The organism is Sphingobacterium sp., assembly GCF_039596235.1.
GTDB lineage: Bacteria > Bacteroidota > Bacteroidia > Sphingobacteriales > Sphingobacteriaceae > Sphingobacterium.
Genome location: NZ_JBCNKE010000006.1, coordinates 169253 through 194173, shown reverse-complemented (window position 1 = coordinate 194173; position 24921 = coordinate 169253). Strand labels below are relative to the sequence as shown.

The following is a 24921-nucleotide window of genomic DNA, read 5'->3' as shown; positions in this document are numbered from 1 at the left end:
CTGATATTTGCTATCAGCAGGCGTTTTTGTTATCAAATATCTACTTTAACGGAGTCTTTAATTTGATGAAGTAGATGCTATTCTTATCAACGGCATTTATCTCAGGTAATATCTTCGATTTATATATACCCTCTCCTGTAACACCGAAATCATCATCATTACATATTGCAATTAATGAAGAATTAATAACAGCTAGCCCTTCCGCTTTATCGTGCGGATATAATTCTTTGATGTCTGTCATTAAATCAGCCACCAACGTTTTTTTTACAGGTATTATATTATTTGCAGCCAGGGTAGCTGCATCTTTTAGCTCCTCGACACTCTTTTCATTAAACAGTTTTCCCTTCTCCCCATTTTTATCATCAGAAATATCCGTCGCTCCCGAAAGGTCTATCTGATAGATTTTTTTGAACACTTCACCACGTGTTGCCTCTGTTGCATATTTATCATCACGTTCCAGCACAATAAAAGTTGAATTGGACACCGCAGCGATTTCACTGACAGCCTGTAGGTCTGGCCGTTCCATTAGATACACATACTGTTTTGTATTTCCTGTTGCAATATCCATAGTGACGATTCGGATAACCAGAGAATTCTTCACGGCATCCTTAGAAGGATTATAAAGGGGGAATTGCATGATACCAACCAATGTTTTTCCGTCCGGTGTAATGGTCAAACCCTCCATTCCACGATTTGGACGACGCTTTGCAAATACCAAGGGTAATTTCTTACCTGTTGTCCAAGGATTGATCCGCTCAATCTCCTTTCCAGAAGCATCAAAGTGAACGATATGCGGTCCATACTCATCACTTACCCACCAAGAGCCATCAGCAGCTCTCGCCAAGCCTTCCGAATCGATACCGTCTTCGCTTTTTCCCAAATCCTTTCCATTCGTATCCAATGCTAACTCTCCCGAACCGCCTTTACCCTCAGGGTTCGGTAAGCCGTTCAATTTTACGCCGTTTTTATTCTTTAATTCAATTGCTGATTCAAAAACAAGCACATTATCTTTTAATCGAAATTTACCAATCTGAGGTGTAAACATTGGGTTAGCAAAGACTTTGCTATTTTTTTCTGTACCATCAATATTTGGCCCGCGGTCCGTTAATAGATAAAATACAGTTTTGTCATTCGGATCCTGAACCATAGAAGATCCATACCCACCATTGTATACCTTGACTTCACCAACCGTACCCAATACTTTTGGATCTGTGGCTACTGCCTTATCCGGATAAGTCAAATTAACAATTGGATCAATAATCTTTGACACATCGTCCTTACTACAGGAAGCACACAAAAGAGCAATCCCCAATACGCTGTATAGTTTTCTCATAATTTGTTCTATTATCCTGCAAACATAAACCTCGCATATTAGGCAATCATTAACAAATGTTTAAATAACTTATATCCACCGAGCAACTCATAATGACAAATAAAAATAGCTTGCCTTTATGGAATTTGACTTTTCATTGCATCCAAGGAAAAATAGGCAAAGGAGTTTGAGCGCGTTCCGACTCCGATAAACGCAAACCAACAAATTTATACGGATGAAAAAGACAATATTAGCCCTCCTCGCCCTATTGGTATTTTCCAATGTGGATACAAAGTCTCAAGTAAGACCTGCACGAGAGCTACCCAGCTTAAAAATAAAAAACGAGCAAGGTATCGATGCAGCAAAGCTCGTCGACCTAAAAGTAGCTGTCAGTATTTTTGGAAATATTGCAAAAACATCAATGACCATGACTTTCGAAAACACGACAGATCGGGATCTTGAAGGGGAACTTACTTTCCCGATGCCTGAAGGTGTTTCTGTTAGCGGTTATGCACTGGATATCAATGGAAAACTACGTCAGGCGGTACCAGTGGACAAAAACAAAGGCACCGAAGTTTTTGAAAGTATAGAAACACGACGGGTAGACCCCGGATTGCTTGAAAAAGTAGAAGGAAACAATTTCCGAAGCCGAATCTATCCCCTACCTTCAAAAGGACGACGTACGATCCTGATCAGTTATTCCGAGAATCTAACACCAGAATCCGATCAGGCATTATATTATTATCTGCCTTTGAACTATAACTCCATTATTGAAAACGTCGAGCTGAACATCAACGTTTACCAAGGCAATAAAAAGCCAAGCTTTACTGAGCAGCCTGATGGTTCCTTGGCTTTTTCTGAACAAAACCATAACTACGCTGCTACATTACACAAGCAACAGTTTAAATACTCAAAAAATCTCGCGATTAAACTCCCTTTAAACGAAAACTCCATCTCAGGATTAAAACAATACAACCAGGATGGCAGTTTTTACTTTCTAGCCAATGCAAAATTAGAAATACCTAAACAGATGCAAAAAAAATGGGGTAACAGCATTGCCATTATTTGGGACCGTTCATTAAGTTCAAAAAGTAGAGATCTCGAGAAAGAGTTCGGCCTCCTAGATCAGTTTTTCAGTGAAAATCAGAATATGTCAGTTGATCTTGGCTATTTAGATATTCGTTTCAGCAAAGCACGGACATTTCAGGTCAGTCGCGGAAACTGGGAAGAGTTGAGAAATTATCTAAAACATACCGTTTATGATGGTGGAACCGACTATAGCCAAGTCAAGAGTGGGGTACTGCATGGCGCAAATTATCTGTTTTTCAGCGACGGACTTTCTACATTTGGCAAGGGTAAGATTGAACTTGATCAGCCTACTTACTGTATCACCTCCTCAAGCAGTTCAGATTATGCCAATCTAAAACAAATTGCGCAGGCCCATTATGGGAAAATGATTAATTTGACAAATACGACCGTAACTCAAGCCTATAATACGTTAAATTCGCTCGACCTGCTCTTTTTGGGAGTAAAAGAACAAGATGCTTTTACAGAAATCTATCCTGAAAAAGGCTCACCTGTTCAATCCTATTTTTCTGTTTCGGGACTCGACAAGGACAGTGGAGCAAAAGAAATCACCGTTTTAGTCGGTAATGGAACAGGGCTAATGAAAGAAATCATCGTTCCGTTAAAGCCAGACGATGGCGATATCGATCTGCAACAGATCTGGGCACAGAAGAAAATAGAGGCCTTGGACGTACAATACGAAGATCATCGTGAAGAGATCGAGGCTATCGGAAAACAGTTTGGCATAGTGACACGAAATACCAGTTTAATTGTTTTGGAAAATGTAGAAGATTATATACGCTATGCTATCACACCGCCAGCGGAGCTGCTTCCCGAATACAACCGACTCCTAAAAGAAGAACAGATAGAAAAGGAAGAACGCGTAGCAGATTTACTGATACAGGCTCAAAATATCACCGAGCAACTCCAATCCTGGTGGAATACCGACTTCCAGCAAAAAACGAAATATCCACAACGGGGTCGGTCAGGCCGGTCTACTGATACAACTATTGCCCAAGAGGCTCCAACTGCCAGCATTGGCATACCACATATCCCTACCCCTCATTCCGCAAGCCCCTTGGCCACACCGCCGGTCGTGGAATCCAGATCATCAGTGGGGACTAGTGACGGCAAGAGCATGTCTGCAGTCGCCAATTCAAGAGCTACGACCGAAGCAGCCACCGAGATACTAGAGGATATCTCATCCAACGAGGCACTCAAAGAATCCGTCACGATAGTCGCTGATCAAGCTTTAGATGTACCCGTAGCTGGCGTACGAGCGACCAATAGTCTCGGCCGCGCAACCGGCAAAATCAGTATTCCCGAAATTAAGGAAGACAATGCTTACCTAAAGGAGCTCAATCAATCACAAGATCCTTACAAGAGCTATCTTCAGCTACGGGATCAGTATATGGGAACACCGACCTTCTATTTCGATGTTGCCAACTTCTTTTTCAAAAAGGGAGATAGGCAAATGGCTTTACTCATCCTAAGTTCGTTGGCTGACCTACAAATCGAAAATGCAGATCTTTACAAGACCATTTCCTACAAGCTTAGGGAATGGGGAGATGTTGACAATGCATTATATATAACTGGTAAAGTACTGAAATGGCGCCCAATGGATCCGCAAAGTCATCGTGATTATGCCCTGGTATTACAGGATAAGGGTCAGTACAAAGAAGCGCTGGAACAACTTTATGGCATTTTGACAGAAAGTTATTCACCAGAGGCTGCCAATCGTGATGATGGCATTGAAGAAATTCTCGTGATGGAGATAAACAACCTTATCAAACTCCAGAAAAACGCGACGGCTAAAGTTTCCGTGGAAAAAAAACTTGTCGCTGACCTACCAGTTGACATGCGGGTCGTCATCAACTGGAATTCCCAAAACACGGATATCGATCTCTGGGTCACAGACCCCAATGGAGAAAAATGTTTTTACAGCAACCCTGCAACAGCCATTGGAGGTCGGCTAAGTAATGATTTTACAGGAGGCTATGGCCCAGAACAGTTCCTATTAAAAAAAACATTGAAAGGAAAATATAAAATAGAAGTCGATTTCTATGACAATAGTTCTTTAACCTTAGCAGGCCCCGCCGCTGTTCTAGCGGAAATCTTCACCTCATATAGCACAGGAAGACAAGAGCGCAAACTCACAACTATCTACCTTGATCGCGACAAAGAAAGAAATATGTTAGTGGGAGAATTTGTGTTTTAGTTCAGACGAAAGATAGGATTACGGAGAGATTCGAAAAGAGCAACCGCGCTATATTTGAATACCTGAAATAAAACGGCAAGCGCGTACGAGCAGCGGGAAAGAAAAAAGGTGTCCGGCAAACCCGGACACCTCAGTAATCTTTAGTGTAATTTGCGGATGATAAGATCTTTCTGTCTTTTCTCCAGCTTCGTTTTCACATAAGGATAGGTAAATACAGCTCCGAGAACGATACATGCACCAAGATAAAACCCACCGCTCATGGTTTCCTTCTGTCCAAAAATCAACATGGCCAGAAGTATACCATAGACAGGCTCGAGGTTAGTGGTCAATGCAACAGTAAAAGCCGATAGTTCCTTCATCACTGCTACCCCCATCACATAGGCTACTGCCGTACAGACTACGCCCAACAATAGTAGATAGATCAGATCCTGTTGACCTAATTGCATCTCAGTATTAAAATCCCCAGTAAACAGCATCAATATACTGATCCAAAAACAGGCGCCCAGCATTTCATAAAATGTTATTAGTGTTGGGCTGGATTTCTTGACCATCCTAGCATTCGCAATAGAAAATATACTTGCACAGAAAGCGCAACCGAGGCCAGCCAATAAACCGACTAAATAATGTGTCTCAAATGAAAATATGGTGTAAATCCCCAAAATGATTACCAGACCAACGACAATATCCAATAACGCGATTCGTCTTTTGTTGACAATAGGTTCCAATATGGCCGTAAACAATGTCACAGAGGATAAAGTTACCAAAGTGACCGAAACCGTAGATACCTTGATGGAATAGAAAAACAAAACCCAGTGCAAACCGACGATAGCCCCTACCATAAAAAACTGCAAAAACTGTTTTTTAGAAACCAGTATCGATTGTTTGGTCAACAGGAAATAGACCAGCAGTGAAACAGATGCTATCGCCACACGATACCAAACCAGATGAATGGCAGAAACAGAAATGAGACTACCCAAAATCCCTGTAAACCCCCAAATAAGAATTGTTAAATGCAGAATTAAAATATTCCGATTTAGTTGAATTTTAGACATATTCAATAGAATATAATTTATTTTGTAATAGCGATGAAAACGATTAGGAGCAGCACCTATTTTTCCCTTTGTTATATTAACTGCTTAAGCCATTGTGATATGATAGGAGTTATTTTGGTGCTTTTATCGCTAGATAAACTGCGACCAATAAAAAAGTCACATTTGGAATCAATACCGCAATCAATGGCGGCAATCCTCCTTTCAGTGAAAACATAGTGGCAAACTGGATAAAAACAATATATGTAAAACTTAAGCCGATTCCGATACCCAAACTTAAACCAATTCCCCCTCTGACTTTTTTGGAAGAAAGAGCCACACCCATTAAGGTCAAAACAAAAGCCGAAAATGGATAAACATAACGCTTATACTTCTCCAGTAGCAGATCATTCATCACACCTGTCCCTCTTATTTCTTCTTTACGGATACGGATATTGAGTTCTCTTGTATCCATTGCAGTAAACATATTGTCCCTTAATTCAAAATCCGAAGGTTTCATATCCAGGGTTGTATCTTTGACTGTCCCTTTGTCCATTCGTTCATGTAGCCCATTGATAATGCGGTTTGTGTAACCCTCTATTTTCCACTTCGTCGCAACGGAATCCCATGTGATACGGTCCGCCATCATCTTCTCTTTTAAGGTATCACCTTTGAAAATCTCCAGCACAAAACCATAGCCAGTCTTGGTCGTATTATCGAAATTATCAATATAAACGTAGCTGTTTTTATCCAGCTGCATATGTGTGGATACCCGGGAATTATCCTTTAAGGGTTTCACATAAATATTCTCAAAATCCACTTTCATTTTATTCGTATGTGGAATAATGAATATATTGAATACGAAAGAAACAGCAAAGATTATTGTTGCGGCAATCATATATGGTCGCAGCAAACGGTTGAAACTGTAGCCCGCACTTAATATCGGGACAATCTCCGTCTGATCCGCCATTTTCGAAGTGAAAAAGATAACTGCAATGAAGTTAATTAACGGACACAGAAAATTAAGATAGAATGGAATAAATCCCGCATAATACTCAAAAATGATCTTATTCAAAGGTGCTTTGTATTTCAGAAAGTCATCCAATCTTTCGGATACATCAAAGACAACCATAACCACAGTGAATATGGCCATCGTGAACACAAAGGTGGTCAGATACTTTTTGATGATGTAACGATCGATTAACGAAAGCATTTTTATTAGTATTGAGTATTTAGTAGTGAGATATAAGAGCTTAAGGTATACCAGCTTTACGCTTATCAACTGCGACCCTTTATATCCGTTTTACAAACGCTGATCCAAAATTTTCACCATTTTATTTTTCCAGTCATAGAATGTACCGGCGATGATTTTCTCCCGGGCTTGATTGACTAACCAAAGATAAAAATGTAAATTGTGTAATGAAGCGATTTGTGCCCCTAAAATTTCCTGCGATTTTATCAGATGCCGTAAATAAGCCTTTGAATAGAATTGATCGGCATGTAAATCACTTTCCGCTTCAATAGGCGAGAAATCATCCTTCCATTTTTCATTCTTGATATTGATGATCCCGTTTTGTGTAAAGAGCATACCATTTCTCGCATTACGCGTTGGCATCACACAGTCAAACATATCAACTCCCAAAGCGATATTTTCTAAGATATTTACTGGAGTGCCTACCCCCATTAAATAACGTGGTTTTTCTTGAGGTAAAATATCACAGACCACTTCGGTCATTGCATACATTTCCTCTGCTGGTTCTCCCACGGATAATCCACCTATTGCATTTCCATCCCGATTAAAGGATGCGATTGTTTCCGCGGATTTTATTCTTAAATCTTTGTAAACTGATCCCTGTACAATAGGAAATAACGTTTGATCATATCCATATAGCGGATCCGTACTATCAAAACGATCGACACAGCGTTTCAACCAACGATGGGTCATATCCAAAGAACGACGTGCATAACCATAATCACATGGGTAAGGCGTACATTCATCAAATGCCATAATGATATCCGCACCGATAATACGCTGTGTATCCATTACATTTTCAGGCGTAAAAAGATGTTTTGAACCATCAATATGTGAACGGAAAGTAACACCCTCTTCTTTAATCTTACGCACTTCTGTCAAGGAATAGACTTGATAACCACCCGAATCTGTCAAAATCGGTCGATCCCAACCATTAAACTTATGCAACCCGCCAGCTTTATTCAATACATTCAATCCCGGACGCAGATAAAGATGATAGGTATTCCCTAGAATAATCTGTGCTTCAATATCGTTTTTCAACTCATGCTGATGAATGGCCTTCACCGTACCGGCAGTACCAACAGGCATAAATATAGGAGTTTGAATGGGACCGTGTGCAGTTTCAACAACACCCGCACGTGCTTTTGATAGTGTATCTTGTGCTTGTAGCGTAAATTTCATTAATATTTTCCTCTGAGACTAAGTTCATTTTAGTAGACTGACTTCCGTGTATATTTTCCCGTTAACACCGCAAGACTGTTTTCAACGACGGAAATATGGTTCCGCTAGCGTGTATATTGACATCCGTCTTTTCCTAAAATATGTTGCAAAAATACTATAAAAAGATTTGCAAACAGGATGTTTCGGGAATAAATTATCATTTTCCTTTATAAAAAGATTATGAATGCGCTTATCTTTGTGGGCTATGCTTGACCTACATGTATTTTTGGCCAATCTTCCATATATTGTATTTGGAATATTAGGTCTTTTCCTATTGGCACAATTATATTACATCTTATTTGTTTACAGCAAATTGAGCAGGTACCAAATTGAATCTAACCAAACGGAAACCGATCTTTCACCCCTATCTGTCATTATCTGTGCGCACAATGAACAGGATAATCTTCGGGAGTTCCTCCCCACTATCCTAAATCAAGATTATCCCAATTTCGAAGTTATTGTCGTCAATGATTTTTCGACAGATGAAACCCCGTGGGTACTTCAGGAGTTTGATAAACAATACGCTCATTTAAAAATTGTTGATATCAAGGAACATATCCGATTGAAACATGGTAAAAAATTCGCAGTAAGTATGGGGATCAAGGCTTCAAAACACGAGACTTTGGTATTTACCGATGCAGATTGTGCTCCACAATCCGATCAGTGGCTGAAAGAGATGGCATCCGCCTTTAAGCCTGAGACCGAAATTGTATTGGGCTATTCCCCTTATTTTAAGAAAAGAAGCTTACTCAATTTGCTGATTCGATTCGAAACGAGCCATACTGCGATGAGCTATTTATCCTATGCGCTTAAAGGAGATGCCTATATGGGCGTGGGTCGCAACATGGCCTATAAAAAAGGGCTCTTCTTCCGCAACAAAGGATTTGCAGCTCACATGCATATCAAATCAGGTGATGATGATCTGTTTGTCAATCAAAATGCTACAGCGATAAATGTCAATATCGCACTGGCACCAGCTGCTATTGTTTACTCCGCGCCCAAAACAACCTGGAAAAGCTACTATAAACAAAAAGCAAGGCATTCCGGAGCCTCTACCATTTATAAAAGACGTCACCAGTGCATGCTGGGCACACAACTGGTATCTGCTGTCTTGTTTTACATAACCCTAATCGCGGTGGCTATTGCCTTCCCTTCCTTTTGGTATGTTCCCCTTACGGCTTACCTATTGAGACTATTCGCCCAATGGGCCGTTTTTTCCGGCATTTACAAGAAACTTGAAGTGAAAGAACTGATTTGGTGGCTTCCTTTGGTAGACTTCATCTACTATTTCTATATTTGCATCAATGGTTTGTTCAGCCGAAAGAAGAAAAAAATAAGCTGGAAATAATTCACCCTTAAAACATCACATTTTGAATCCTACAGTCGATATCATATACAGCTATTTTCCGAAATTAACGGATACACAGAAAGAACAGTTTGCAAAACTTGCAGACCTCTATACTTTATGGAATAGCCAGATCAATGTAATTTCACGTAAGGACATCGATAGTCTTTACCTCCATCATGTTTTACATTCATTGGGCATCGCTAAATTCGTGCAGGAGTTAGCGCCAGGAACACAGATTTTGGATGTCGGAACCGGCGGCGGTTTTCCCGGTATTCCCATGGCGATCCTGTTTCCAGAAGTTAAGTTTCATTTAGTGGATTCTATCGGAAAAAAAATCAAGGTCGTTCGTGAAGTTGCTGCAGCACTTGGCCTTAAGAATGTGGAGGCGGACCATATTCGCGCAGAACAATTGGATGATAAATATGATTTTGTCATCTCTCGGGCAGTAACGAGACTTGGAGAATTCACCCCTTGGATCCGGAACAAATTTGCAAAGAAAGATAAAAACGGAATCCCGAATGGAATTCTTTATCTGAAAGGTGGCGATCTCAGTGAAGAAATCAAAGAATCCAAATTAAAAGCCGAATTGCACCCGCTTTCGAGTTACTTTAAGGAAGATTTTTTCGATACGAAATACTTGGTATACGTGCCGATGTAGTTAAAGTTGTGCATTACCCATAGGAAACTGAAGTCGCCTATGGATAATGCCTACAGAATCTAGATAATATGTTAAGCACTTATGTATATAAGCGATCTTCCCATATCGATCAAGCTCACGGAACCACTTTATAGTAGGTTCATAATATATCCTAAATTTGCGTAACGAATCTCCGGACAACTTACTGTATTCCTTCGTCAGCGGATCCCATTCCTCCCGGATCAGATCCTGTTGGTATACTTTAACGATCTTTAACTAATACGACTTATTGCCCCAGCTCTTTTTTGATCTCCTCACCGATTAGGTTAACTTCTTCGTCCATTCCGAACATTGGCAACTCAGTTTCAGGATTTAACTTCAACCAAGTGCTATCCGTATCCTGAATAATTTTCACATATTCCATTCCATCTTTAAAGATAACATAAGCATCTTTCTCTTCCGGAAAAACCGAATAAATCACATCACCCAATTCTATATCAAAAGGTTCTTTCATTTCCATGTTAAAAATATTATTGATCAGGCAAAGCTACCAAATCCAACACATTCCTCCCAAACACCGCCTCAATTTCTTCCCCTAAAAAACAGTTTGCAATTACAGCACTAACCCAAATAAATATTCCCGTTCCAAATATATCTTACACGACCTAACAGCTCATCCCTCTTACAAAACCCAAAGAATCTGTCATCGTATCCCTACCTCCGCAGCGTTTTCTTCCTATCGAGGAAATGTTAATTAAGAATAACCTTCAAAATGATTTTCATTCTAAGGAAAAGTCATACAAGAAGTTATAATTTTCATTATATTTAAAACACCAATTATGAAACTGATCTATCCCATAGCTTTGACAAAGATCAAGGGCATTGGCCCTAGAACAGCCCGTAGTATCATGGCCCATAGTGATAGCTTAGCGGATTTCTTTGCCTATTCAAAAAAAGACCTGATGCAAATCCCCGGAGTACGGGAATCAATTGCAGATGCAATACACAACAAAACATACCTGGAAGCCTGTGAAAAGGAACTCGCTTTTATTGATAAACATCGGATCAAAGCCTTATGGATCGAAGACAAGGACTACCCCGATCGACTCAAACAATGTGATGATGCTCCGCTTATGTTATATTACAAGGGACAAGCCCCACTCAACTCAACAAAAGTGATCAGTATCGTTGGGACGAGACATGCAACACATTATGGCCAGCAGCTATGCGAAGACTTTATACAAGGCTTAAATGAATATCAAGATCTGCTGATTGTCAGTGGGCTTGCATATGGTATTGATGCATTGGCACATCGCAATGCCCTAAAAAATAATATACCAACGGTTGCGGTACTCGGACATGGATTAGATCGGATATACCCTGCCTCGCACCGTGAACTAGCATCAAAGATGCTCGAACAAGGGGGGCTATTAACCGAATTTACATCTGAAACCATACCCGAACGGGTTAATTTCCCAATGCGCAATCGCATTATTGCAGGAATGGCCGATGTCACAATTGTGGTGGAAGCTGCAATCAAAGGCGGAGCACTAATTACGGCCGAAATAGCAAACAGCTATAATAGAGACGTATGCGCATTTCCTGGATCCATTTACGAAAAGAGTAGCGAGGGGACCAACTATCTGATCAAAACAAATCGGGCACATATGATCAGGCATGTACAGGATCTTGAGTATTTGATGAATTGGGAAATCAGTAAAAAAGACAAAGCGAACCAACAGCTTACTCTCCCCCTTACGTTGGACGAAGATCAGGAACGTGTTTTTAACCTCATTCATTCAACGGGACAATTGGAACTGAATCAAATGATTGAGCAGCTCCAATGGCCTCAAAGTAAACTGGCGCTGGTCTTATTGGAGTTGGAGATGCAGGCATTGATCCATTCATTACCTGGAAAGGTCTATAAATCGATTGGGCAAGCACCGGTAGCAGCCAAATAAATTATCAACGCATTATCATAACAAGATATTAAATAAGACAGTTAAATTTTTACAGTAAGTAAGTAAGTAAGTAAGTAAGTAAGTAAGTAAGTAAGTAAGTAAGTAAGTAAGTAAGTAAGTAAAGTAAGCATAACACTAAACCAATTATTAATGAACGACAACAGTACAAAGAGCATCTGGAAAGTCATCGGAGCCTCATCTATGGGGACACTTATTGAATGGTATGATTTTTTTATTTTCGGAAGTCTCTCTATCGTAATTTCCACCAAGTTTTTTCCTGCCAGCAATCCAACAGCAGCTTTTCTATCTACTTTAGCCACTTTTGCTGCTGGATTTGTCGTACGGCCTTTCGGCGCATTGTTTTTTGGTCGACTAGGCGATATCATAGGGCGCAAATACACTTTCATGGTCACACTGATGCTCATGGGTGGCGCAACATTTTTGATCGGCTGTATCCCTAGCTATGCAAGTATCGGTTTTTGGGCGCCATTAATTGTTCTGATCCTACGGCTCTTACAGGGGCTTGCTTTGGGAGGTGAATACGGTGGCGCTGCCACCTATGTCGCTGAACACGCCCCAATGGGACAACGTGGTTATTGGACCTCTTGGATACAGACCACCGCCACATTTGGCCTATTTATATCCCTCGTTGTGATTCTTTTAACCAAAAGCTTTCTGAGTGAAACCCAGTTCGACAATTGGGGCTGGCGCGTCCCGTTTTTACTCTCCTTAGTTATGGTCTATGTGTCCTACCTTATTCGCAAGAAGATGAAGGAATCACCCGAGTTTAGCAAAGCTAAAGCTGAGGGCAAGACAAGTACAAATCCATTAAAAGAAAGCTTCGGGAATCGCTATAACCTCAAGTTTGTGTTACTGGCCCTATTTGGTGCAGCCATGGGACAAGGTGTTGTTTGGTACACTGGTCAATTCTATTCCATGAGCTTCATGAAAACGGTCATGCATCTCCAATCCGATCAGGCGGATACCATTTTAGGTATTGCACTACTGTTGGGAACCCCTTTCTTTGTCGTCTTTGGATGGCTTAGTGATAAAGTCGGCCGCAAATGGATCATGTTGGGCGGCATGCTCCTTGCCGTACTGACCTACCGTCCAATCTATGAATCCATGTACCAGCTATCGAATGTACAACAGAAAACAAAATTACACGAAACAACCACAGCAACCACCGAGCAAAACTCATCTATCGTTACTGTTACCAAAAGCGAATATGATGATGGAACCGAAATGACCAGCGCAAAGATACAACATCAGACCGGTGAGCTTAAGGGAAAAGAAACGATTAAAACAAGCACTCATTTAGCCGGTAAAAATTATATCCTGCTCGTCGCTCTTATCTTTATTCAAGTGATCTATATTACGATGGTATATGGACCGATCGCGGCATTTTTGGTCGAGTTGTTTCCCGTAAAAATCAGATATACGTCCATGTCTTTGCCCTACCATGTCGGTAATGGTATATTCGGGGGGCTCCTGCCTGCAGTTTCGACTTACCTCACCACAAATGCAGAGGCTTCCAATACCCCACAATTTTATTTAGCGGGATTAGGATACCCCATCATTATAGCCGCTGTCTGCTTTATTATTGGTAGTCTATATATCAACAACAATTCAACACCTCCAAATCATGAATAATCTAAAAAAGCTTCTTGGTATCGTATGGATCATTTTAGCCATATATACCGCTTACTTTTCCATTTTTGAATTGGCGTTACCTAAAATTTCAACAGGACACCAAGAAGATCTGGTCTTTGGTATCATTATACTCTGTATCTTAACGCCAATCATTTCCCTCGGTTTAGGGCTATTTGGCTACTATTCTTTGTTGGGCGAGTACGACAGAAAGAAGATGTAATGCGTTAAAAAAAACTCTTGGCCATCTTAATGGATTATTCTACCTCATAAGATGGCCATCCAAACAATTTATTCTCATGAAAATCAGCTCACTAGAATAAAAAGGCATTTTTTCTTTCCTAAAACTATTTTTTTTTCTACTTTTGTGGCGGGTAAGTCTTCTACGACCAGCTCCCATTGACTCCCCCAGGTTGGGAACAAAGCAAGGGTATTTGGTTGAGCGGTGCGATAGGAGTAGCTTACCCTTTTTTTGTGCCCTAATTTTTTGATTTAATTCATCTGCTTAACCTTACTTCAGCCCCTTTTCTAACAAAACAATTTGCGTCCTAATCTGGTCTATTATCATACATCAGCATATTAACAAGTGAGCTTTATAAGCAAAACCATTGACTTACTGCTATTTACATTCAACACAATTATAATTGTATATAAAAGCATTTTTATCTAAGTTTGTAATCGAATAAGAACTATCGTATGAGTTGGTTTAAAAGAGAAAAAGCTGGTATTAGCACAGCTACCGCTAATAAAAAAGAAGCACCAGATGGCATGTGGAACAAGTGTCCCACGTGTAAAAAGCCATTGTTGCATCTTGAACAAGTAGAAAACGACTACGTTTGTCAATATTGTGACCATCATTTAAGAATTGGCTCTAAAGAATATTTTTCAATTTTATTTGACAATAACGAATTTACTGAACTATTCCCCAATCTAAATTCAGGTGACCCGCTGGAATTTTTCGATTCAAAACCCTATCCTGAACGCTTAAAAGAAAGTCAGGCAAAAACAGGACTGAAAGATGCAATACGCTCAGGTCACGGAAAAATGAATGGTAAAGACATCGTGATCGCCTGTATGGACTTTAGTTTCATTGGTGGATCGATGGGTTCTGTTGTGGGAGAAAAAATCGCACGTTCGATTGATTATTGCATTGAACATAAAATTCCATTTATGTTAATTTCGAAATCAGGAGGTGCGCGTATGATGGAGGCTGCATTCTCTTTGATGCAAATGGCAAAAACTTCGGCCAAATTAGCGTTATTGGCACAAGCAGGGCTCCCTTATGTTTGTCTATTGACAGATCCAACAACAGGTGGCGTAACTGCTTCCTATGCGATGCTGGGTGATGTTAATATTGCTGAACCAGGTGCCTTAATCGGATTTGCCGGCCCACGTGTTATTAAAGAAACAATCAAAAAAGATCTTCCTAAAGGATTCCAGACATCCGAGTTTGTACTTGAACATGGATTTTTGGACTTCATTGTTGACCGTAGACAATTAAAAGACAAAGTGGCTACTTATCTTAAATTGGTCGGATAAAACGAACAAAAGGGAAGTGAAACATAAAAAGCTCTTAAAATATTTTAAGAGCTTTTTTTAGCATTAAATTACAGATCCATACTTATAAATAGGACCAAAATGCCCAGGTCCTCCTTTTTGACAAATAGTCAGAATCTTCTTCATGGCGATAAGCTTCCCGCTCAAAAGAAATACGGAGATAAGCCTTGTCAAAATCCCGTAGCGGAACAAAACGGATGACAAATTCAAGCAGATACCAAAGGTAAAAAAATACGATCCCCAACTCCAATGCCTGACGCAGATGAATGCGTTCGTGGCGGATTAATGCTTTGTTATTTTTAAAATAACCATATTTTAAAAAAATAACAGGAAAGATAGTAATCGCATTAGCCTTACCAAAAGAGAATAAATTTGTCCAAAATTTGCTAACTATAATCATGCGATCGATCAACATCAAGTTTCAAACCCAACCAAACTTAGCCAATTTCAACCTTATTTGCAATGCTACCAATGGTACAGCAGTAACCTCCTAATAGATTCAAGTCTAAGAACACGACTTGGACAAATCAGCAGTTCATCACCTTTAAAAATCTCCCGGAATAAAAAACACCATTTCTTATTATCGACTCATTTTCATTGCTCTAATTCCTCGCGAATTAAAATAAGAGATCGCAAAATTTCTTTTTGAACTGGAATTTTTATTAAGTTTGCTATAGATTAATTGCGAAGATATGCCGTACAAAGAGCGTGAAATAAATAAATTGTATTATACAATGGGAGAAGTGACAGAAATGTTCGATGTTAATGCATCCCAGATACGTTTTTATGAGCGTGAATTTGATATCCTTCAACCCAAGAAAAATAAAAAAGGAAACCGTCTCTTTACACAGGAAGATATTGCGAACCTCAAGATTATCTTCAATCTCGTCAAAGAAAAAGGGTATACCTTACAAGGAGCAAGAGACTACCTCCGTGACAATAAGTCCGAAGCGAAAGAAAATCAACGTGTGGTAGATTCCTTAGAACGCCTAAAAAGCTTTCTCCTTGAAGTACGCGATTCCCTATAAGCAATCAAAGATACACTGTCCTGCGACCACTGTATCCCCAAGATTGATTACTATCAATAAAGAACGCGATATAAAACGACTTCCGCTTTTCACTTAAATTATCTATTTATAGTAATGTAAGTATAATCTGTAAAAAGTAAACCCATGAAGATCGTTGTAAAAAGAATTTATGAGCTACCCTCACCCGATGATGGTTATCGTATGCTTATCGACAGGCTTTGGCCACGTGGAATGACCAAAGAAAAAGCCAGTTTATCCGAGTGGAATAAAAACCTATCCCCCTCCTCAGCGCTCCGTAGCTGGTTTCACAAAAACCCAGATCTATGGGATGATTTCGCAAAAAAATATAGAACTGAACTCGAGCAGCAGAACTTCGGAACAAGTTGGCTCGAAGCACACAGGCAAGAATCCGTCGTTACATTACTCTATGCAGCGAGCAACAAAATACATACACATGCCACAGTCCTGCAGCAATATTTACAAGACCTTCAATTGACGCTGTAATCGTATGCTTACCGAGGCCTGCATTAGGCAAGCGGCAGTGCGCTACCTTTCATTGAGCTCGATAACTTCGAGATTTTCAATCTTATCTTTATTGATCTCAAAGCGCATAAGTGTTCTTACTTTGTGCCAGCCATGTTTTCCTGCAGCTCCGGGGTTGAGATGAAGACAATTGATTTTGGGATCAAACACAACTTTGAGAATATGGGAATGTCCTGTGATAAATAATTTAGGTGGGTTTGCCATTAACTCAGCCTTTATCCTTGCTACATATTTCCCTGGATAACCGCCTATGTGGGTCATAAAAACCTCCACTTCCTCACAGGTAAATCGCAGATCTTCGGGAAAACGCAAGCGTAGATCCCTTCCATCTATATTTCCGTACACCCCACGCAAAGGTTTAAAAGCTTCCAATTGGTCCGCTACATCAGCCTCGCCAAAATCCCCCGCGTGCCAAATTTCATCACAATTCGCAAAGTATTTGAATACAGATTCATCTAAATAAGAGTGTGTATCCGAAAGGAGTCCAATTTTCGTCATAATCTAAAAAGCTAAAAAATAAGGAGCTAAAGCATCCTTGTAAGAATCTGAATAAATACCTTTAGATTTATAAATCACAAATTCACGCTGTTTAAGCATTGTTGCCGGTATACGTTCAAAGGTCACAATCTTCCGAATAACAGCTTCCCCTTCGAATGACATGATCTGAATTTCAGCAGTACAATGCAAGCCATGATCAATCGCCAATGCGATTAGGGTTTCCGCGAGCTGGTTAGGGAGAATCAAAACCAGTCTTCCCCCAGGAGTTAAATGCGAAGATGCAAATTGCAGTAGTTCCTGAAAAAAATCCAGATCCGTATGCCGGGCCAATTTCTTCCGCGCATCAGGATTATGCAACGAATCCGTATAAAAGGGAGGATTTGATACGATCAGGTCATAGGGCTTGTCGATCTGCAATTGTTGAAATGCTTTCGCATGCAATACCAAACGGTGCCGAAAAATCGAATTGCTGAAATTTTTACTGGCCATCTCCGCAGCCAATTGGTCTATCTCCACAGCCTCTACGGCGCTATCTGACAACCGTTGAGCCAACATAAGTGCAATCACCCCCGTACCTGTACCGACATCCAAAACACGTTTTGCATCGCTCACTTCGATCAATGAAGCCAACAATACACCATCTGTATTGATCTTCATCGCACAATTGGATTGATCAACTTCAAACTGTTTAAATCGAAATATTGACGCCATGAGCCAAAGATAAAACTTTTGGAATGTTTGTACACTGAAAAATGTATTCTGATTCCAAAAGGAATAATAGGAATAAATAAGATAAAGCGTTCGTGCTGTCACGAGACCAACAGCATTCTAAATTGACTGAAAGTTCTTTCTTGTCAATAAACCGAGCATAATGGTGCATTGCATACCTTAAGGAAAAATATGGATCAATAAAAAAACAGACAATTCAGAAAAAAAACACCATTCATTTAGCAACAACATCGTTTTATGCAAAATGAATGGTATTTCCTCAAGCGGCTATATCGCTCGTTAATTTTTTAACAAACGCTGGATCTCATCCAATTTCATCAAGGCTTCCACAGGAGTCAGTGAGTTAACATCCAGGTTATTCAACATGTCCCGAATTTTATTTAAAACAGGATCATCAATGGAGAACATCTGCAATTGGTAAGCCTGTTTCTGAATTTTACGCATGCTATCTTTGATCTGCTCCCCACCTGTACGCTCCTGTTCCAATCGTTTTAAAATCTGATTGGCACGGTTCAATAACTTTGGTGGCATCCCCGCCAGCTTGGCCACATGGATACCAAAACTATGCTCGGATCCACCTGGCACCAGTTTACGCAAAAAGATCACTTTATTATTGACCTCCTTTACGGTTACATTATAATTTTTGATACGGTCAAGCGAAGTTGACAGTTCATTCAATTCATGGTAGTGTGTCGCAAAGAGAGTCTTCGCTTTAGCAGCAGGATGATTATGCAAGTATTCCGCTATGGCCCAAGCGATTGAAATTCCATCATAGGTACTTGTTCCACGTCCAATTTCGTCCAAAAGGATCAAACTCCGATCGGACAGATTGTTCATGATACTGGCCGTTTCGTTCATCTCGACCATAAAGGTAGATTCACCCGAAGAAAGGTTGTCTGAGGCCCCTACACGGGTAAATATCTTATCCACTAGGCCTATTTTAGCTTCCTTGGCTGGCACAAAACAACCGATCTGCGCCATCAATACGATCAAGCCAGTTTGGCGGAGCAGCGCAGACTTACCGGCCATATTTGGACCCGTGATAATAATAATCTGTTGCGCTGTAGGATCGAGATACGTATCGTTGGTAATATAGTCCTCCCCTATGGGCAGATTCTTTTCGATAACAGGGTGACGCCCCCCTTTGATATCCAAAATCTTACTATCGTTAATTTCAGGTTTAACATAGTAGTTTTTCTCTGCCACGATGGCAAAGTTGAGTAAAACATCCAACTTGGCAATAAGTTGAGCATCCAGCTGAATCGGTTTGATATATGCTGCTATTGCAACCAATAGCTCAGCATACAGTCGATTTTCCAAGGCCTGGATCTTTTCCTCCGCTCCAAGAATCTGCTCCTCATATTCTTTCAGTTCCGCTGTGATGTAGCGTTCCGCATTCACCAAGGTCTGCTTGCGGATCCACTCGGTTGGAACTTTATCTTTATGCGTATTTGTTACTTCAAGATAATACCCAAATACATTGTTGAAAGCGATTTTTAAAGAGGGGATACCTGTCAGTTCAGATTCTCTTTTTTGAATTTCCAATAGGTAGTCTTTCCCTCCAAAAGCAATCTTACGTAGACGATCCAATTCGGCGTCAACGCCTTCAGCAATTACGCTACCTTTATTGATTGCGACTGGCGGTTCCGCTTGCACCTGTTGTTCAATTCGTTCTCTGATAGCCACACAAGCATCCAACTGATCGGATATAACTTTTAAGGATTGCGCATCCTTATGATTCGTTAGTTCCTTGAGTTTTTCAATGGCATACAAAGCGCGTTTCAATTGAACGATCTCTCGCGGGTTTGCCTTTTGGAGTCCGATCTTCGAAATCAATCGTTCCAAGTCACCGACTTGCTTAATTTGAGCAATCAACTCATCCCGCAGTTCGCGGTTATTAAAAAAGAAATCCACGACGTCTAAACGTTCCTGAATACCCTTCTTATCTTTCAAAGGCATGACAATCCATCGCTTCAAAAGTCGCGCACCCATTGGACTAGCGGTATGATCGAGGACATCGGATAAAGTAACAGCATTTTCATTCATGGAACCGATCAGTTCCAGATTACGGATTGTAAATCGATCGAGCCACATAAATCGGTCCTCTTCGATCCGCGAAAGCGTGGAGATATGCTGCAGGTTTCGGTGTTCCGTCTCATTGAGATAATGTAAAGCAACCCCTGCAGCAACGATTCCCACAGACATGCGATCCACACCAAAGCCCTTCAGCGAAGCGACTTCAAAATGCTTCAATAAAGCTTCGGTCGCATAATCACCCGTATAAGGCCACTCATCCAAAAAATAAGTGTAATAATGTGCACCGAATTGCTCGATAAAATCCTTGCTCTGTTTCTTTGGTAAAATAATCTCTGTAGGCTTAAATCCCTGAAGCAATTTATCAATATAAGATGTAGTACCCTGGGCGACCAGAAATTCACCTGTCGAAATGTCCAAAAAGGCAATACCGACCTTATCCTTGTCGGTAAAAATAGAAGCAAGATAGTTATTCGATTTCTGTTGAACAATGTTATCATTGTAAGAAACTCCCGGTGTAACCAACTCCGTAACGCCACGTTTGACGATCGTCTTGGTTGTTTTGGGATCCTCCAGCTGATCACAGATTGCTACCCGTTGACCTGCACGCACCAATTTAGGGAGATAAGTCTCCAGAGAGTGATGCGGGAACCCCGCTAAAGCTGTTTCTGATTCTGAGCCATTCCCGCGCTTTGTCAAAACAATACCCAAAATCTGAGCCGCCTTGATTGCATCCTCACCAAATGTCTCGTAAAAATCGCCAACACGAAACAACAATAACGCTCCAGGATACTTGATCTTGATCGCATTATACTGCTGCATTAACGGTGTTACTTTCTTTTCTTTTGCCAACTTCTAAAATCAAATTTGTGAAGCGTAAAAATAGGATAATATCGTCGCTTTGACAAACAATCCCCTAAACTTCTCGATAAAATCATTTCCATTAAACAAGAATATACGCTAAGTTTGTATCCGAAAAAATTTAGTCATGGCCATCAAGAGATCTGGTAAACAAAATACAGCCAGTAAACAAAAAAATACCTTTAAAAAAGCTTCCTTCAATCCATTGAAGTCTATCAAATCACCCATTCTCCGTATCATAAGCCGAGTAGTTCTTTATTTTATCGGTATTAGTCTTTTTTGGGTAATTAGCTTGCGTTTTATTAACCCGCCTATTACCTGGCTGATGATTCAACGTGGCTTTGAACTTAAGGAACAGGGCAAGGGATTTAAATTGGAAAAAAACTGGTTGAGTTACGACGAACTTTCAGATAACCTAAAGCTAGCGGCCATTGCCGGGGAAGATGCGCATTTTATGACCCACTGGGGGTTTGACCTCAAAGGCATTCAAAATGCCATCAAGAAAAATGCGCAGGGGAAAAAACTGCGCGGCGGAAGTACAATCAGCCAACAGGTCGCTAAGAACGTCTTTCTCTGGCCAGGACGCTCTTGGTTAAGAAAAGGATTTGAGACCTATTTTACCGTTCTAATCGAAACATTCTGGAGTAAAAAACGTATTCTGGAAGTTTATCTCAATGTCATCGAAATGGGACAGGGGGTTTATGGCGCAGATGCAGCCGCAGCATATTACTTCAGCAAAAATGGAACGAACCTTTCCAAAAAACAGGCTGCACTGATTATTGCGATCTTACCAAATCCCCGTGAATGGGATGCGCGTAATCCTTCGTCTTATGTCAATAGAAGAGCAAATGCCATCGCTAAGTATATGCATCATTATACCATCCCCGAATAGGCACATAGGCCTCTGATGGTTTAAGATAAAATATGGAAGGGGTTTACTACGATCGACAGAAGCTGGCCTACTAGCAACTATCCATACAGATCCTGATATCTCACGACAGCATAATAAAAAAACGCCATTTCATCAATGGCGTTTTTTTATACCTGTTATTTTCGTTATGCAAATAATCTTTTGTGCCAGCTCTCTTTAAAAGGAATCACCCAAGCGCTATCCAATTGATGCTCGTAGGTAATGGTATTATCAAACACGAGCGTGTTGTCATCGATTTCGCCCGCGGCCAGTAACTTTTCAAAACCCGAACGATTGACCACTGCGACGCCGCTCGTTGATTTATAAGCAAATTGCATGCGATCAAAAAGTTGTACCCCGTACTTTTCTTCTATACCTTTCAGAAAACGAACAGAGCTATCGACAGAACAACCTGAAGCGGCAGCAATAGCCTCGTCAACCTTTAGGATAATAAAAAGATCATCACGAAGTTCCGCAGAAGCGGACAAAGGTTTTCCATGAACTTTCCATTGTTCAGCAAAAGCTGCTAATTCAGTCGAAATTTGCTCGCTTTCCTGCGCAGTCAAAATACGATCAGCCTGATAAATCCATATACGTTTCATAAGCAAACTCCTTTCCGTTATTAAATTAACCGATATAATAAGGTGAAATCATCAAATAAACAATAACACCGGTCACGGCTACATATAGCCACATGGGATAAGTGATCCGCGCCAGCTTTTTATGCCGTGCATAAGATCCCGAAATACCCCGCACAAATGTAAAAAGTACAAAAGGAATAATGATTATGGAAAGTAAGATATGTGTGATCAAAATAAAGAAATAAATTGGTCTCAAAATTCCCTCACCTCCATATTTTGTTTCGATCGAAGTCATGTGATAGGCAACATACATCGCCAAGAATGCCAGGGAGCAGGCAATGCAACATTTGATCAAACGTTCATGCAATGTTTTATTGCCTTTTTTTATGGCGGCTACTGCCCAAAACAACAAAATTGCTGTGATCCCATTGATTGTTGCATAAATAGGCGGCAGAAAAGTCAACGGCTTCACATCGTAACCTAATTTCTGTAGGTTAACGGTAAACAATACGGCCACCACGACTGGTATCACAATTGACAATATCCAAATCCACTTACTGTATTTTTTTTCTTTGATTAGGCTATCTTCCATGTTTTTAACTATCTCTTTTGTTCTATCGTAGCCGGATGATTTCGAATCTCCTCCACCAACAATAATTTAATTTCATCTTCCAATCGATCAATATCCGTTTTGACATTGATATCATAGATACCTCTGATCCTACCCTTGGTATCAAGCAAAAGGTAATTGGATCCAATGATAAAAGGTTTCGCTTTATCATTAGTTGCTATAGCATCCTGCAACAAACTCTCCTTGGCAAATTTAAAGATATCCACAGAAGGATCTGTCACAAAAAACCAAGATTTAGTCCAAGGTTTGTAAACTTTGGCATATTTTGCCAAGACTTCCGGTTTATCATATGCCGTATCAACTGTAATGGAATACAGCTTGACCTTTTTATTCTGAATAAAACGGTTGGCAATCTGATCTAATCGTTTAATCATCGTTCTCGACAAGGACGCATCCCGCGAATACATCAGGTGAACGACCGAAAGTGTCGTATCATTGCCCAATAATTGTACAGCTTTATTATCGTAGTTAACGAAATTGACCGAAGGGACAGTATGATAGATCGTATCGGGAATATCGCGTCCCCATTTGCGATGTGTTGTTCCAGGCACTTCCTTCTTACCGAAAATGGGTAGGGAAACGTAGCTATTGGAGCCACTTTTATTTAGTATAAAATATAAAAATCCTGGCAGTAAAAGAATTACTGCCAGGATCAATATAGTTTTAATACCTTTCTTTTGTCCAGTATTATTATCCATTATTCACTTTATCTATTTATTTGGAAACAATTGATGTTCTTGGAACGCACCTGCCAAGAAACCTCCCTCAACCAACATCAGGACGATAAAATAAATAATAAAAATAAAGACGATTGATACGGTAACAATGAAGCTCGATTTTTCGAATTTCAGGTGCATAAAAAATGCAACGATATAATATGCCTTAACCAGCGTCAAAGCAATATAAATGGTATTTACCAATGCTCCTTTGGCCAAAATCTGCCAATGGTGAACAAAACCTAACGCAATTAAGAACTCTAGACAAGTAAGCGCCAAAAGTACGCCAAATACTCTCCAGATGGCTTTCTTATCCATCCCACCTTCGTGAGCATGCTCTCCGTGAGCGATATTATCTTGATATTGTGACATAGCGATCTAAAATTATTAATTCAGTGATTAGATTAAGTAGAAGAATGTAAATACGAATACCCACACCAAATCCACAAAGTGCCAATATAAACCTACTTTTTCAATCATTAAGTAAGAACCGCGATTTTCGAATGTGTTATTTAAGGTCATACAAAGAACGATGATGTTCAAAATAATACCTACTGTAACGTGGAAACCGTGGAAACCGGTAATCGTAAAGAACAAGTTTGCGAATTGCAATGCCGATGTATAGGAAATATCGTGTGTAAAGTATGGCAATAATGCGGTCTTGATTGCATCGCCTTCTAAACCAGTCGCTGGGTTTTTACCAAACCAGAATCCCATGTGGTGTAAGTGAGTCCACTCGATAGCCTGACAGCCAACGAAACAGATACCACCTAAAATCGTCCAAAGCATCCACTTAACAACCTCATTTTTTTGATTGCGGTGTCCAGCTTCTACAGCCAATACCATCGTCACTGAAGACATAATCAAAATAAAGGTCATCAAACCTACGAATACCAAAGGTTGACCATGCTCCGCAATACCTGGGATAGATTGGAAAATCTTATCAGGATCGGGCCATGTTGGGTGAGAAAAGCGTTGTGCGCCGTAATAAACCAAAAATGCAGAAAATGTGAAGGCATCCCCTACCAAGAAAAACCACATCATGATTTTTCCATACTCTAAGTTCCAAGGTGATTTTCCACCATTCCATGGACCAGTTTTTACCTTATCCAATTGCGATACTGTTGTACTCATTGTTTAC

The 24921-nt window shown here is 40.2% G+C and carries 24 protein-coding genes and 1 other RNA gene; 11 read left to right on the top strand and 14 right to left on the bottom strand.

What is annotated here, in order from left to right; translation table 11 throughout:
- Window positions 1–40: 40 nt before the first annotated feature.
- Window positions 41–1333, bottom strand: coding sequence for an esterase-like activity of phytase family protein (locus ABDW32_RS14190; RefSeq protein ID WP_343563472.1), 1293 nt, complete (start codon window positions 1331–1333; stop codon window positions 41–43).
- A gap of 214 nt (window positions 1334–1547) precedes the next feature.
- On the opposite strand from ABDW32_RS14190, the gene ABDW32_RS14185 reads away from it, so the two are divergent.
- Complete coding sequence (locus ABDW32_RS14185; RefSeq protein WP_343563470.1) at window positions 1548–4595, top strand: VIT domain-containing protein; 3048 nt, start codon at window positions 1548–1550, stop codon at window positions 4593–4595.
- Window positions 4596–4735: 140 nt separating this feature from the next.
- Here ABDW32_RS14185 and ABDW32_RS14180 read toward each other — a convergent pair whose 3' ends face one another.
- The 3 genes from ABDW32_RS14180 to tgt all read right to left on the bottom strand — a co-directional run bounded on the left by ABDW32_RS14180 (window position 4736) and on the right by tgt (window position 8057).
- A complete protein-coding gene (locus tag ABDW32_RS14180; protein WP_343563468.1) occupies window positions 4736–5647 on the bottom strand; it encodes an EamA family transporter in 912 nt (303 codons plus the stop codon).
- 109 nt (window positions 5648–5756) lie between these two features.
- Window positions 5757–6836 carry an LptF/LptG family permease gene (locus tag ABDW32_RS14175; protein ID WP_343563466.1) on the bottom strand — a complete coding sequence of 360 codons (1080 nt, stop codon included), beginning with the start codon at window positions 6834–6836 and terminating at the stop codon, window positions 5757–5759.
- A gap of 90 nt (window positions 6837–6926) precedes the next feature.
- On the bottom strand, window positions 6927–8057 hold the full coding sequence (gene tgt / locus ABDW32_RS14170) for a tRNA guanosine(34) transglycosylase Tgt (RefSeq protein ID WP_343563464.1): 1131 nt from the start codon (window positions 8055–8057) through the stop codon (window positions 6927–6929).
- A gap of 223 nt (window positions 8058–8280) precedes the next feature.
- Between tgt and ABDW32_RS14165 the strand changes: the two genes are divergently transcribed.
- Entirely contained in the window at window positions 8281–9444 is a 1164-nt protein-coding gene (locus ABDW32_RS14165; RefSeq protein ID WP_343563462.1) for a glycosyltransferase, read from the top strand.
- Between the two features lie 22 nt (window positions 9445–9466).
- Window positions 9467–10102: a 16S rRNA (guanine(527)-N(7))-methyltransferase RsmG gene (gene rsmG, locus ABDW32_RS14160; protein WP_343563460.1), complete on the top strand. Its 636-nt coding sequence runs from the start codon at window positions 9467–9469 to the stop codon at window positions 10100–10102.
- 265 nt (window positions 10103–10367) lie between these two features.
- On the opposite strand, the gene ABDW32_RS14155 is transcribed toward rsmG, so the two are convergent.
- Window positions 10368–10601, bottom strand: coding sequence for a hypothetical protein (locus ABDW32_RS14155; protein WP_343563458.1), 234 nt, complete (start codon window positions 10599–10601; stop codon window positions 10368–10370).
- Between the two features lie 319 nt (window positions 10602–10920).
- On the opposite strand from ABDW32_RS14155, the gene dprA reads away from it, so the two are divergent.
- From dprA to accD, 5 genes are all read left to right on the top strand, one after another.
- Window positions 10921–12042: a DNA-processing protein DprA gene (dprA, locus tag ABDW32_RS14150; protein ID WP_343563456.1), complete on the top strand. Its 1122-nt coding sequence runs from the start codon at window positions 10921–10923 to the stop codon at window positions 12040–12042.
- A gap of 150 nt (window positions 12043–12192) precedes the next feature.
- Window positions 12193–13695, top strand: coding sequence for an MFS transporter (locus ABDW32_RS14145; protein ID WP_343563454.1), 1503 nt, complete (start codon window positions 12193–12195; stop codon window positions 13693–13695).
- Window positions 13688–13915, top strand: a complete 228-nt coding sequence (locus tag ABDW32_RS14140; protein WP_343563452.1) for a DUF6814 family protein — start codon at window positions 13688–13690, stop codon at window positions 13913–13915. The genes ABDW32_RS14145 and ABDW32_RS14140 overlap by 8 nt, the downstream gene beginning before the upstream one ends.
- 149 nt (window positions 13916–14064) lie before the next feature.
- Window positions 14065–14162, top strand: an RNA gene (gene ffs / locus ABDW32_RS14135) — signal recognition particle sRNA small type.
- 226 nt (window positions 14163–14388) lie between these two features.
- Window positions 14389–15231 carry an acetyl-CoA carboxylase, carboxyltransferase subunit beta gene (accD, locus tag ABDW32_RS14130; RefSeq protein ID WP_120261504.1) on the top strand — a complete coding sequence of 281 codons (843 nt, stop codon included), beginning with the start codon at window positions 14389–14391 and terminating at the stop codon, window positions 15229–15231.
- 82 nt (window positions 15232–15313) lie between these two features.
- On the opposite strand, the gene ABDW32_RS14125 is transcribed toward accD, so the two are convergent.
- Window positions 15314–15649 carry a hypothetical protein gene (locus ABDW32_RS14125; RefSeq protein WP_343563449.1) on the bottom strand — a complete coding sequence of 112 codons (336 nt, stop codon included), beginning with the start codon at window positions 15647–15649 and terminating at the stop codon, window positions 15314–15316.
- A 292-nt stretch (window positions 15650–15941) separates the two neighbouring features.
- On the opposite strand from ABDW32_RS14125, the gene ABDW32_RS14120 reads away from it, so the two are divergent.
- Together ABDW32_RS14120 and ABDW32_RS14115 are read left to right on the top strand one after the other, a co-directional pair.
- Window positions 15942–16277 carry a MerR family transcriptional regulator gene (locus ABDW32_RS14120; protein WP_077437903.1) on the top strand — a complete coding sequence of 112 codons (336 nt, stop codon included), beginning with the start codon at window positions 15942–15944 and terminating at the stop codon, window positions 16275–16277.
- Window positions 16278–16421: 144 nt separating this feature from the next.
- The gene (locus tag ABDW32_RS14115) at window positions 16422–16781 is read left to right on the top strand and encodes a DUF488 family protein (protein ID WP_343563444.1); all 360 of its coding nucleotides are present in this window, start codon (window positions 16422–16424) and stop codon (window positions 16779–16781) included.
- A gap of 42 nt (window positions 16782–16823) precedes the next feature.
- On the opposite strand, the gene ABDW32_RS14110 is transcribed toward ABDW32_RS14115, so the two are convergent.
- From ABDW32_RS14110 to mutS, 3 genes are all read right to left on the bottom strand, one after another.
- Window positions 16824–17318 (bottom strand): metallophosphoesterase family protein, encoded by a 495-nt coding sequence (locus ABDW32_RS14110; RefSeq protein ID WP_343563442.1) that lies wholly within the window; start codon window positions 17316–17318, stop codon window positions 16824–16826.
- Window positions 17319–17321: 3 nt separating this feature from the next.
- A complete protein-coding gene (locus tag ABDW32_RS14105; protein ID WP_343563439.1) occupies window positions 17322–18029 on the bottom strand; it encodes a methyltransferase in 708 nt (235 codons plus the stop codon).
- A gap of 297 nt (window positions 18030–18326) precedes the next feature.
- A complete protein-coding gene (gene mutS / locus ABDW32_RS14100) occupies window positions 18327–20933 on the bottom strand; it encodes a DNA mismatch repair protein MutS (RefSeq protein WP_343563437.1) in 2607 nt (868 codons plus the stop codon).
- A 136-nt stretch (window positions 20934–21069) separates the two neighbouring features.
- On the opposite strand from mutS, the gene mtgA reads away from it, so the two are divergent.
- The gene (gene mtgA, locus ABDW32_RS14095; protein WP_343563435.1) at window positions 21070–21834 is read left to right on the top strand and encodes a monofunctional biosynthetic peptidoglycan transglycosylase; all 765 of its coding nucleotides are present in this window, start codon (window positions 21070–21072) and stop codon (window positions 21832–21834) included.
- 164 nt (window positions 21835–21998) lie between these two features.
- Here the strand turns inward: mtgA and ABDW32_RS14090 are convergent, their stop codons facing one another.
- The 5 genes from ABDW32_RS14090 to ABDW32_RS14070 are packed head-to-tail and all read right to left on the bottom strand — an operon-like array spanning window position 21999 to window position 24914.
- Window positions 21999–22454 (bottom strand): ABC transporter ATPase, encoded by a 456-nt coding sequence (locus tag ABDW32_RS14090; RefSeq protein WP_343563433.1) that lies wholly within the window; start codon window positions 22452–22454, stop codon window positions 21999–22001.
- Between the two features lie 25 nt (window positions 22455–22479).
- On the bottom strand, window positions 22480–23025 hold the full coding sequence (locus ABDW32_RS14085) for a DUF420 domain-containing protein (protein WP_343563430.1): 546 nt from the start codon (window positions 23023–23025) through the stop codon (window positions 22480–22482).
- Between the two features lie 8 nt (window positions 23026–23033).
- Window positions 23034–23762 (bottom strand): SCO family protein, encoded by a 729-nt coding sequence (locus ABDW32_RS14080; RefSeq protein WP_343563428.1) that lies wholly within the window; start codon window positions 23760–23762, stop codon window positions 23034–23036.
- 12 nt (window positions 23763–23774) lie between these two features.
- Window positions 23775–24152, bottom strand: a complete 378-nt coding sequence (locus tag ABDW32_RS14075; protein ID WP_343563426.1) for a cytochrome C oxidase subunit IV family protein — start codon at window positions 24150–24152, stop codon at window positions 23775–23777.
- 27 nt (window positions 24153–24179) lie between these two features.
- Window positions 24180–24914: a cytochrome c oxidase subunit 3 gene (locus ABDW32_RS14070; RefSeq protein WP_121125511.1), complete on the bottom strand. Its 735-nt coding sequence runs from the start codon at window positions 24912–24914 to the stop codon at window positions 24180–24182.
- Window positions 24915–24921: the final 7 nt, after the last annotated feature.

Excerpts from the sequence above, each read along its gene's own strand:
- ABDW32_RS14175 (WP_343563466.1), bottom strand. The coding sequence starts at position 6,836 with ATGCTTTCGTTAATCGATCGTTACATCATCAAAAAGTATCTGACCACC.
- ABDW32_RS14190 (WP_343563472.1), bottom strand. The coding sequence starts at position 1,333 with ATGAGAAAACTATACAGCGTATTGGGGATTGCTCTTTTGTGTGCTTCC.
- ABDW32_RS14110 (WP_343563442.1), bottom strand. The coding sequence starts at position 17,318 with ATGACGAAAATTGGACTCCTTTCGGATACACACTCTTATTTAGATGAA.
- ABDW32_RS14165 (WP_343563462.1), top strand. The coding sequence starts at position 8,281 with ATGCGCTTATCTTTGTGGGCTATGCTTGACCTACATGTATTTTTGGCC.
- ABDW32_RS14155 (WP_343563458.1), bottom strand. The coding sequence starts at position 10,601 with ATGGAAATGAAAGAACCTTTTGATATAGAATTGGGTGATGTGATTTAT.
- ABDW32_RS14185 (WP_343563470.1), top strand. The coding sequence starts at position 1,548 with ATGAAAAAGACAATATTAGCCCTCCTCGCCCTATTGGTATTTTCCAAT.
- ABDW32_RS14115 (WP_343563444.1), top strand. The coding sequence starts at position 16,422 with ATGAAGATCGTTGTAAAAAGAATTTATGAGCTACCCTCACCCGATGAT.
- dprA (WP_343563456.1), top strand. The coding sequence starts at position 10,921 with ATGAAACTGATCTATCCCATAGCTTTGACAAAGATCAAGGGCATTGGC.
- mtgA (WP_343563435.1), top strand. The coding sequence starts at position 21,070 with ATGGCCATCAAGAGATCTGGTAAACAAAATACAGCCAGTAAACAAAAA.
- ABDW32_RS14105 (WP_343563439.1), bottom strand. The coding sequence starts at position 18,029 with ATGGCGTCAATATTTCGATTTAAACAGTTTGAAGTTGATCAATCCAAT.
- accD (WP_120261504.1), top strand. The coding sequence starts at position 14,389 with ATGAGTTGGTTTAAAAGAGAAAAAGCTGGTATTAGCACAGCTACCGCT.
- tgt (WP_343563464.1), bottom strand. The coding sequence starts at position 8,057 with ATGAAATTTACGCTACAAGCACAAGATACACTATCAAAAGCACGTGCG.
- ABDW32_RS14145 (WP_343563454.1), top strand. The coding sequence starts at position 12,193 with ATGAACGACAACAGTACAAAGAGCATCTGGAAAGTCATCGGAGCCTCA.
- ABDW32_RS14140 (WP_343563452.1), top strand. The coding sequence starts at position 13,688 with ATGAATAATCTAAAAAAGCTTCTTGGTATCGTATGGATCATTTTAGCC.
- ABDW32_RS14090 (WP_343563433.1), bottom strand. The coding sequence starts at position 22,454 with ATGAAACGTATATGGATTTATCAGGCTGATCGTATTTTGACTGCGCAG.
- ABDW32_RS14180 (WP_343563468.1), bottom strand. The coding sequence starts at position 5,647 with ATGTCTAAAATTCAACTAAATCGGAATATTTTAATTCTGCATTTAACA.
- ABDW32_RS14080 (WP_343563428.1), bottom strand. The coding sequence starts at position 23,762 with ATGGATAATAATACTGGACAAAAGAAAGGTATTAAAACTATATTGATC.
- ABDW32_RS14125 (WP_343563449.1), bottom strand. The coding sequence starts at position 15,649 with ATGATTATAGTTAGCAAATTTTGGACAAATTTATTCTCTTTTGGTAAG.
- ABDW32_RS14120 (WP_077437903.1), top strand. The coding sequence starts at position 15,942 with ATGCCGTACAAAGAGCGTGAAATAAATAAATTGTATTATACAATGGGA.
- ABDW32_RS14070 (WP_121125511.1), bottom strand. The coding sequence starts at position 24,914 with ATGAGTACAACAGTATCGCAATTGGATAAGGTAAAAACTGGTCCATGG.
- ABDW32_RS14085 (WP_343563430.1), bottom strand. The coding sequence starts at position 23,025 with ATGGAAGATAGCCTAATCAAAGAAAAAAAATACAGTAAGTGGATTTGG.
- ABDW32_RS14075 (WP_343563426.1), bottom strand. The coding sequence starts at position 24,152 with ATGTCACAATATCAAGATAATATCGCTCACGGAGAGCATGCTCACGAA.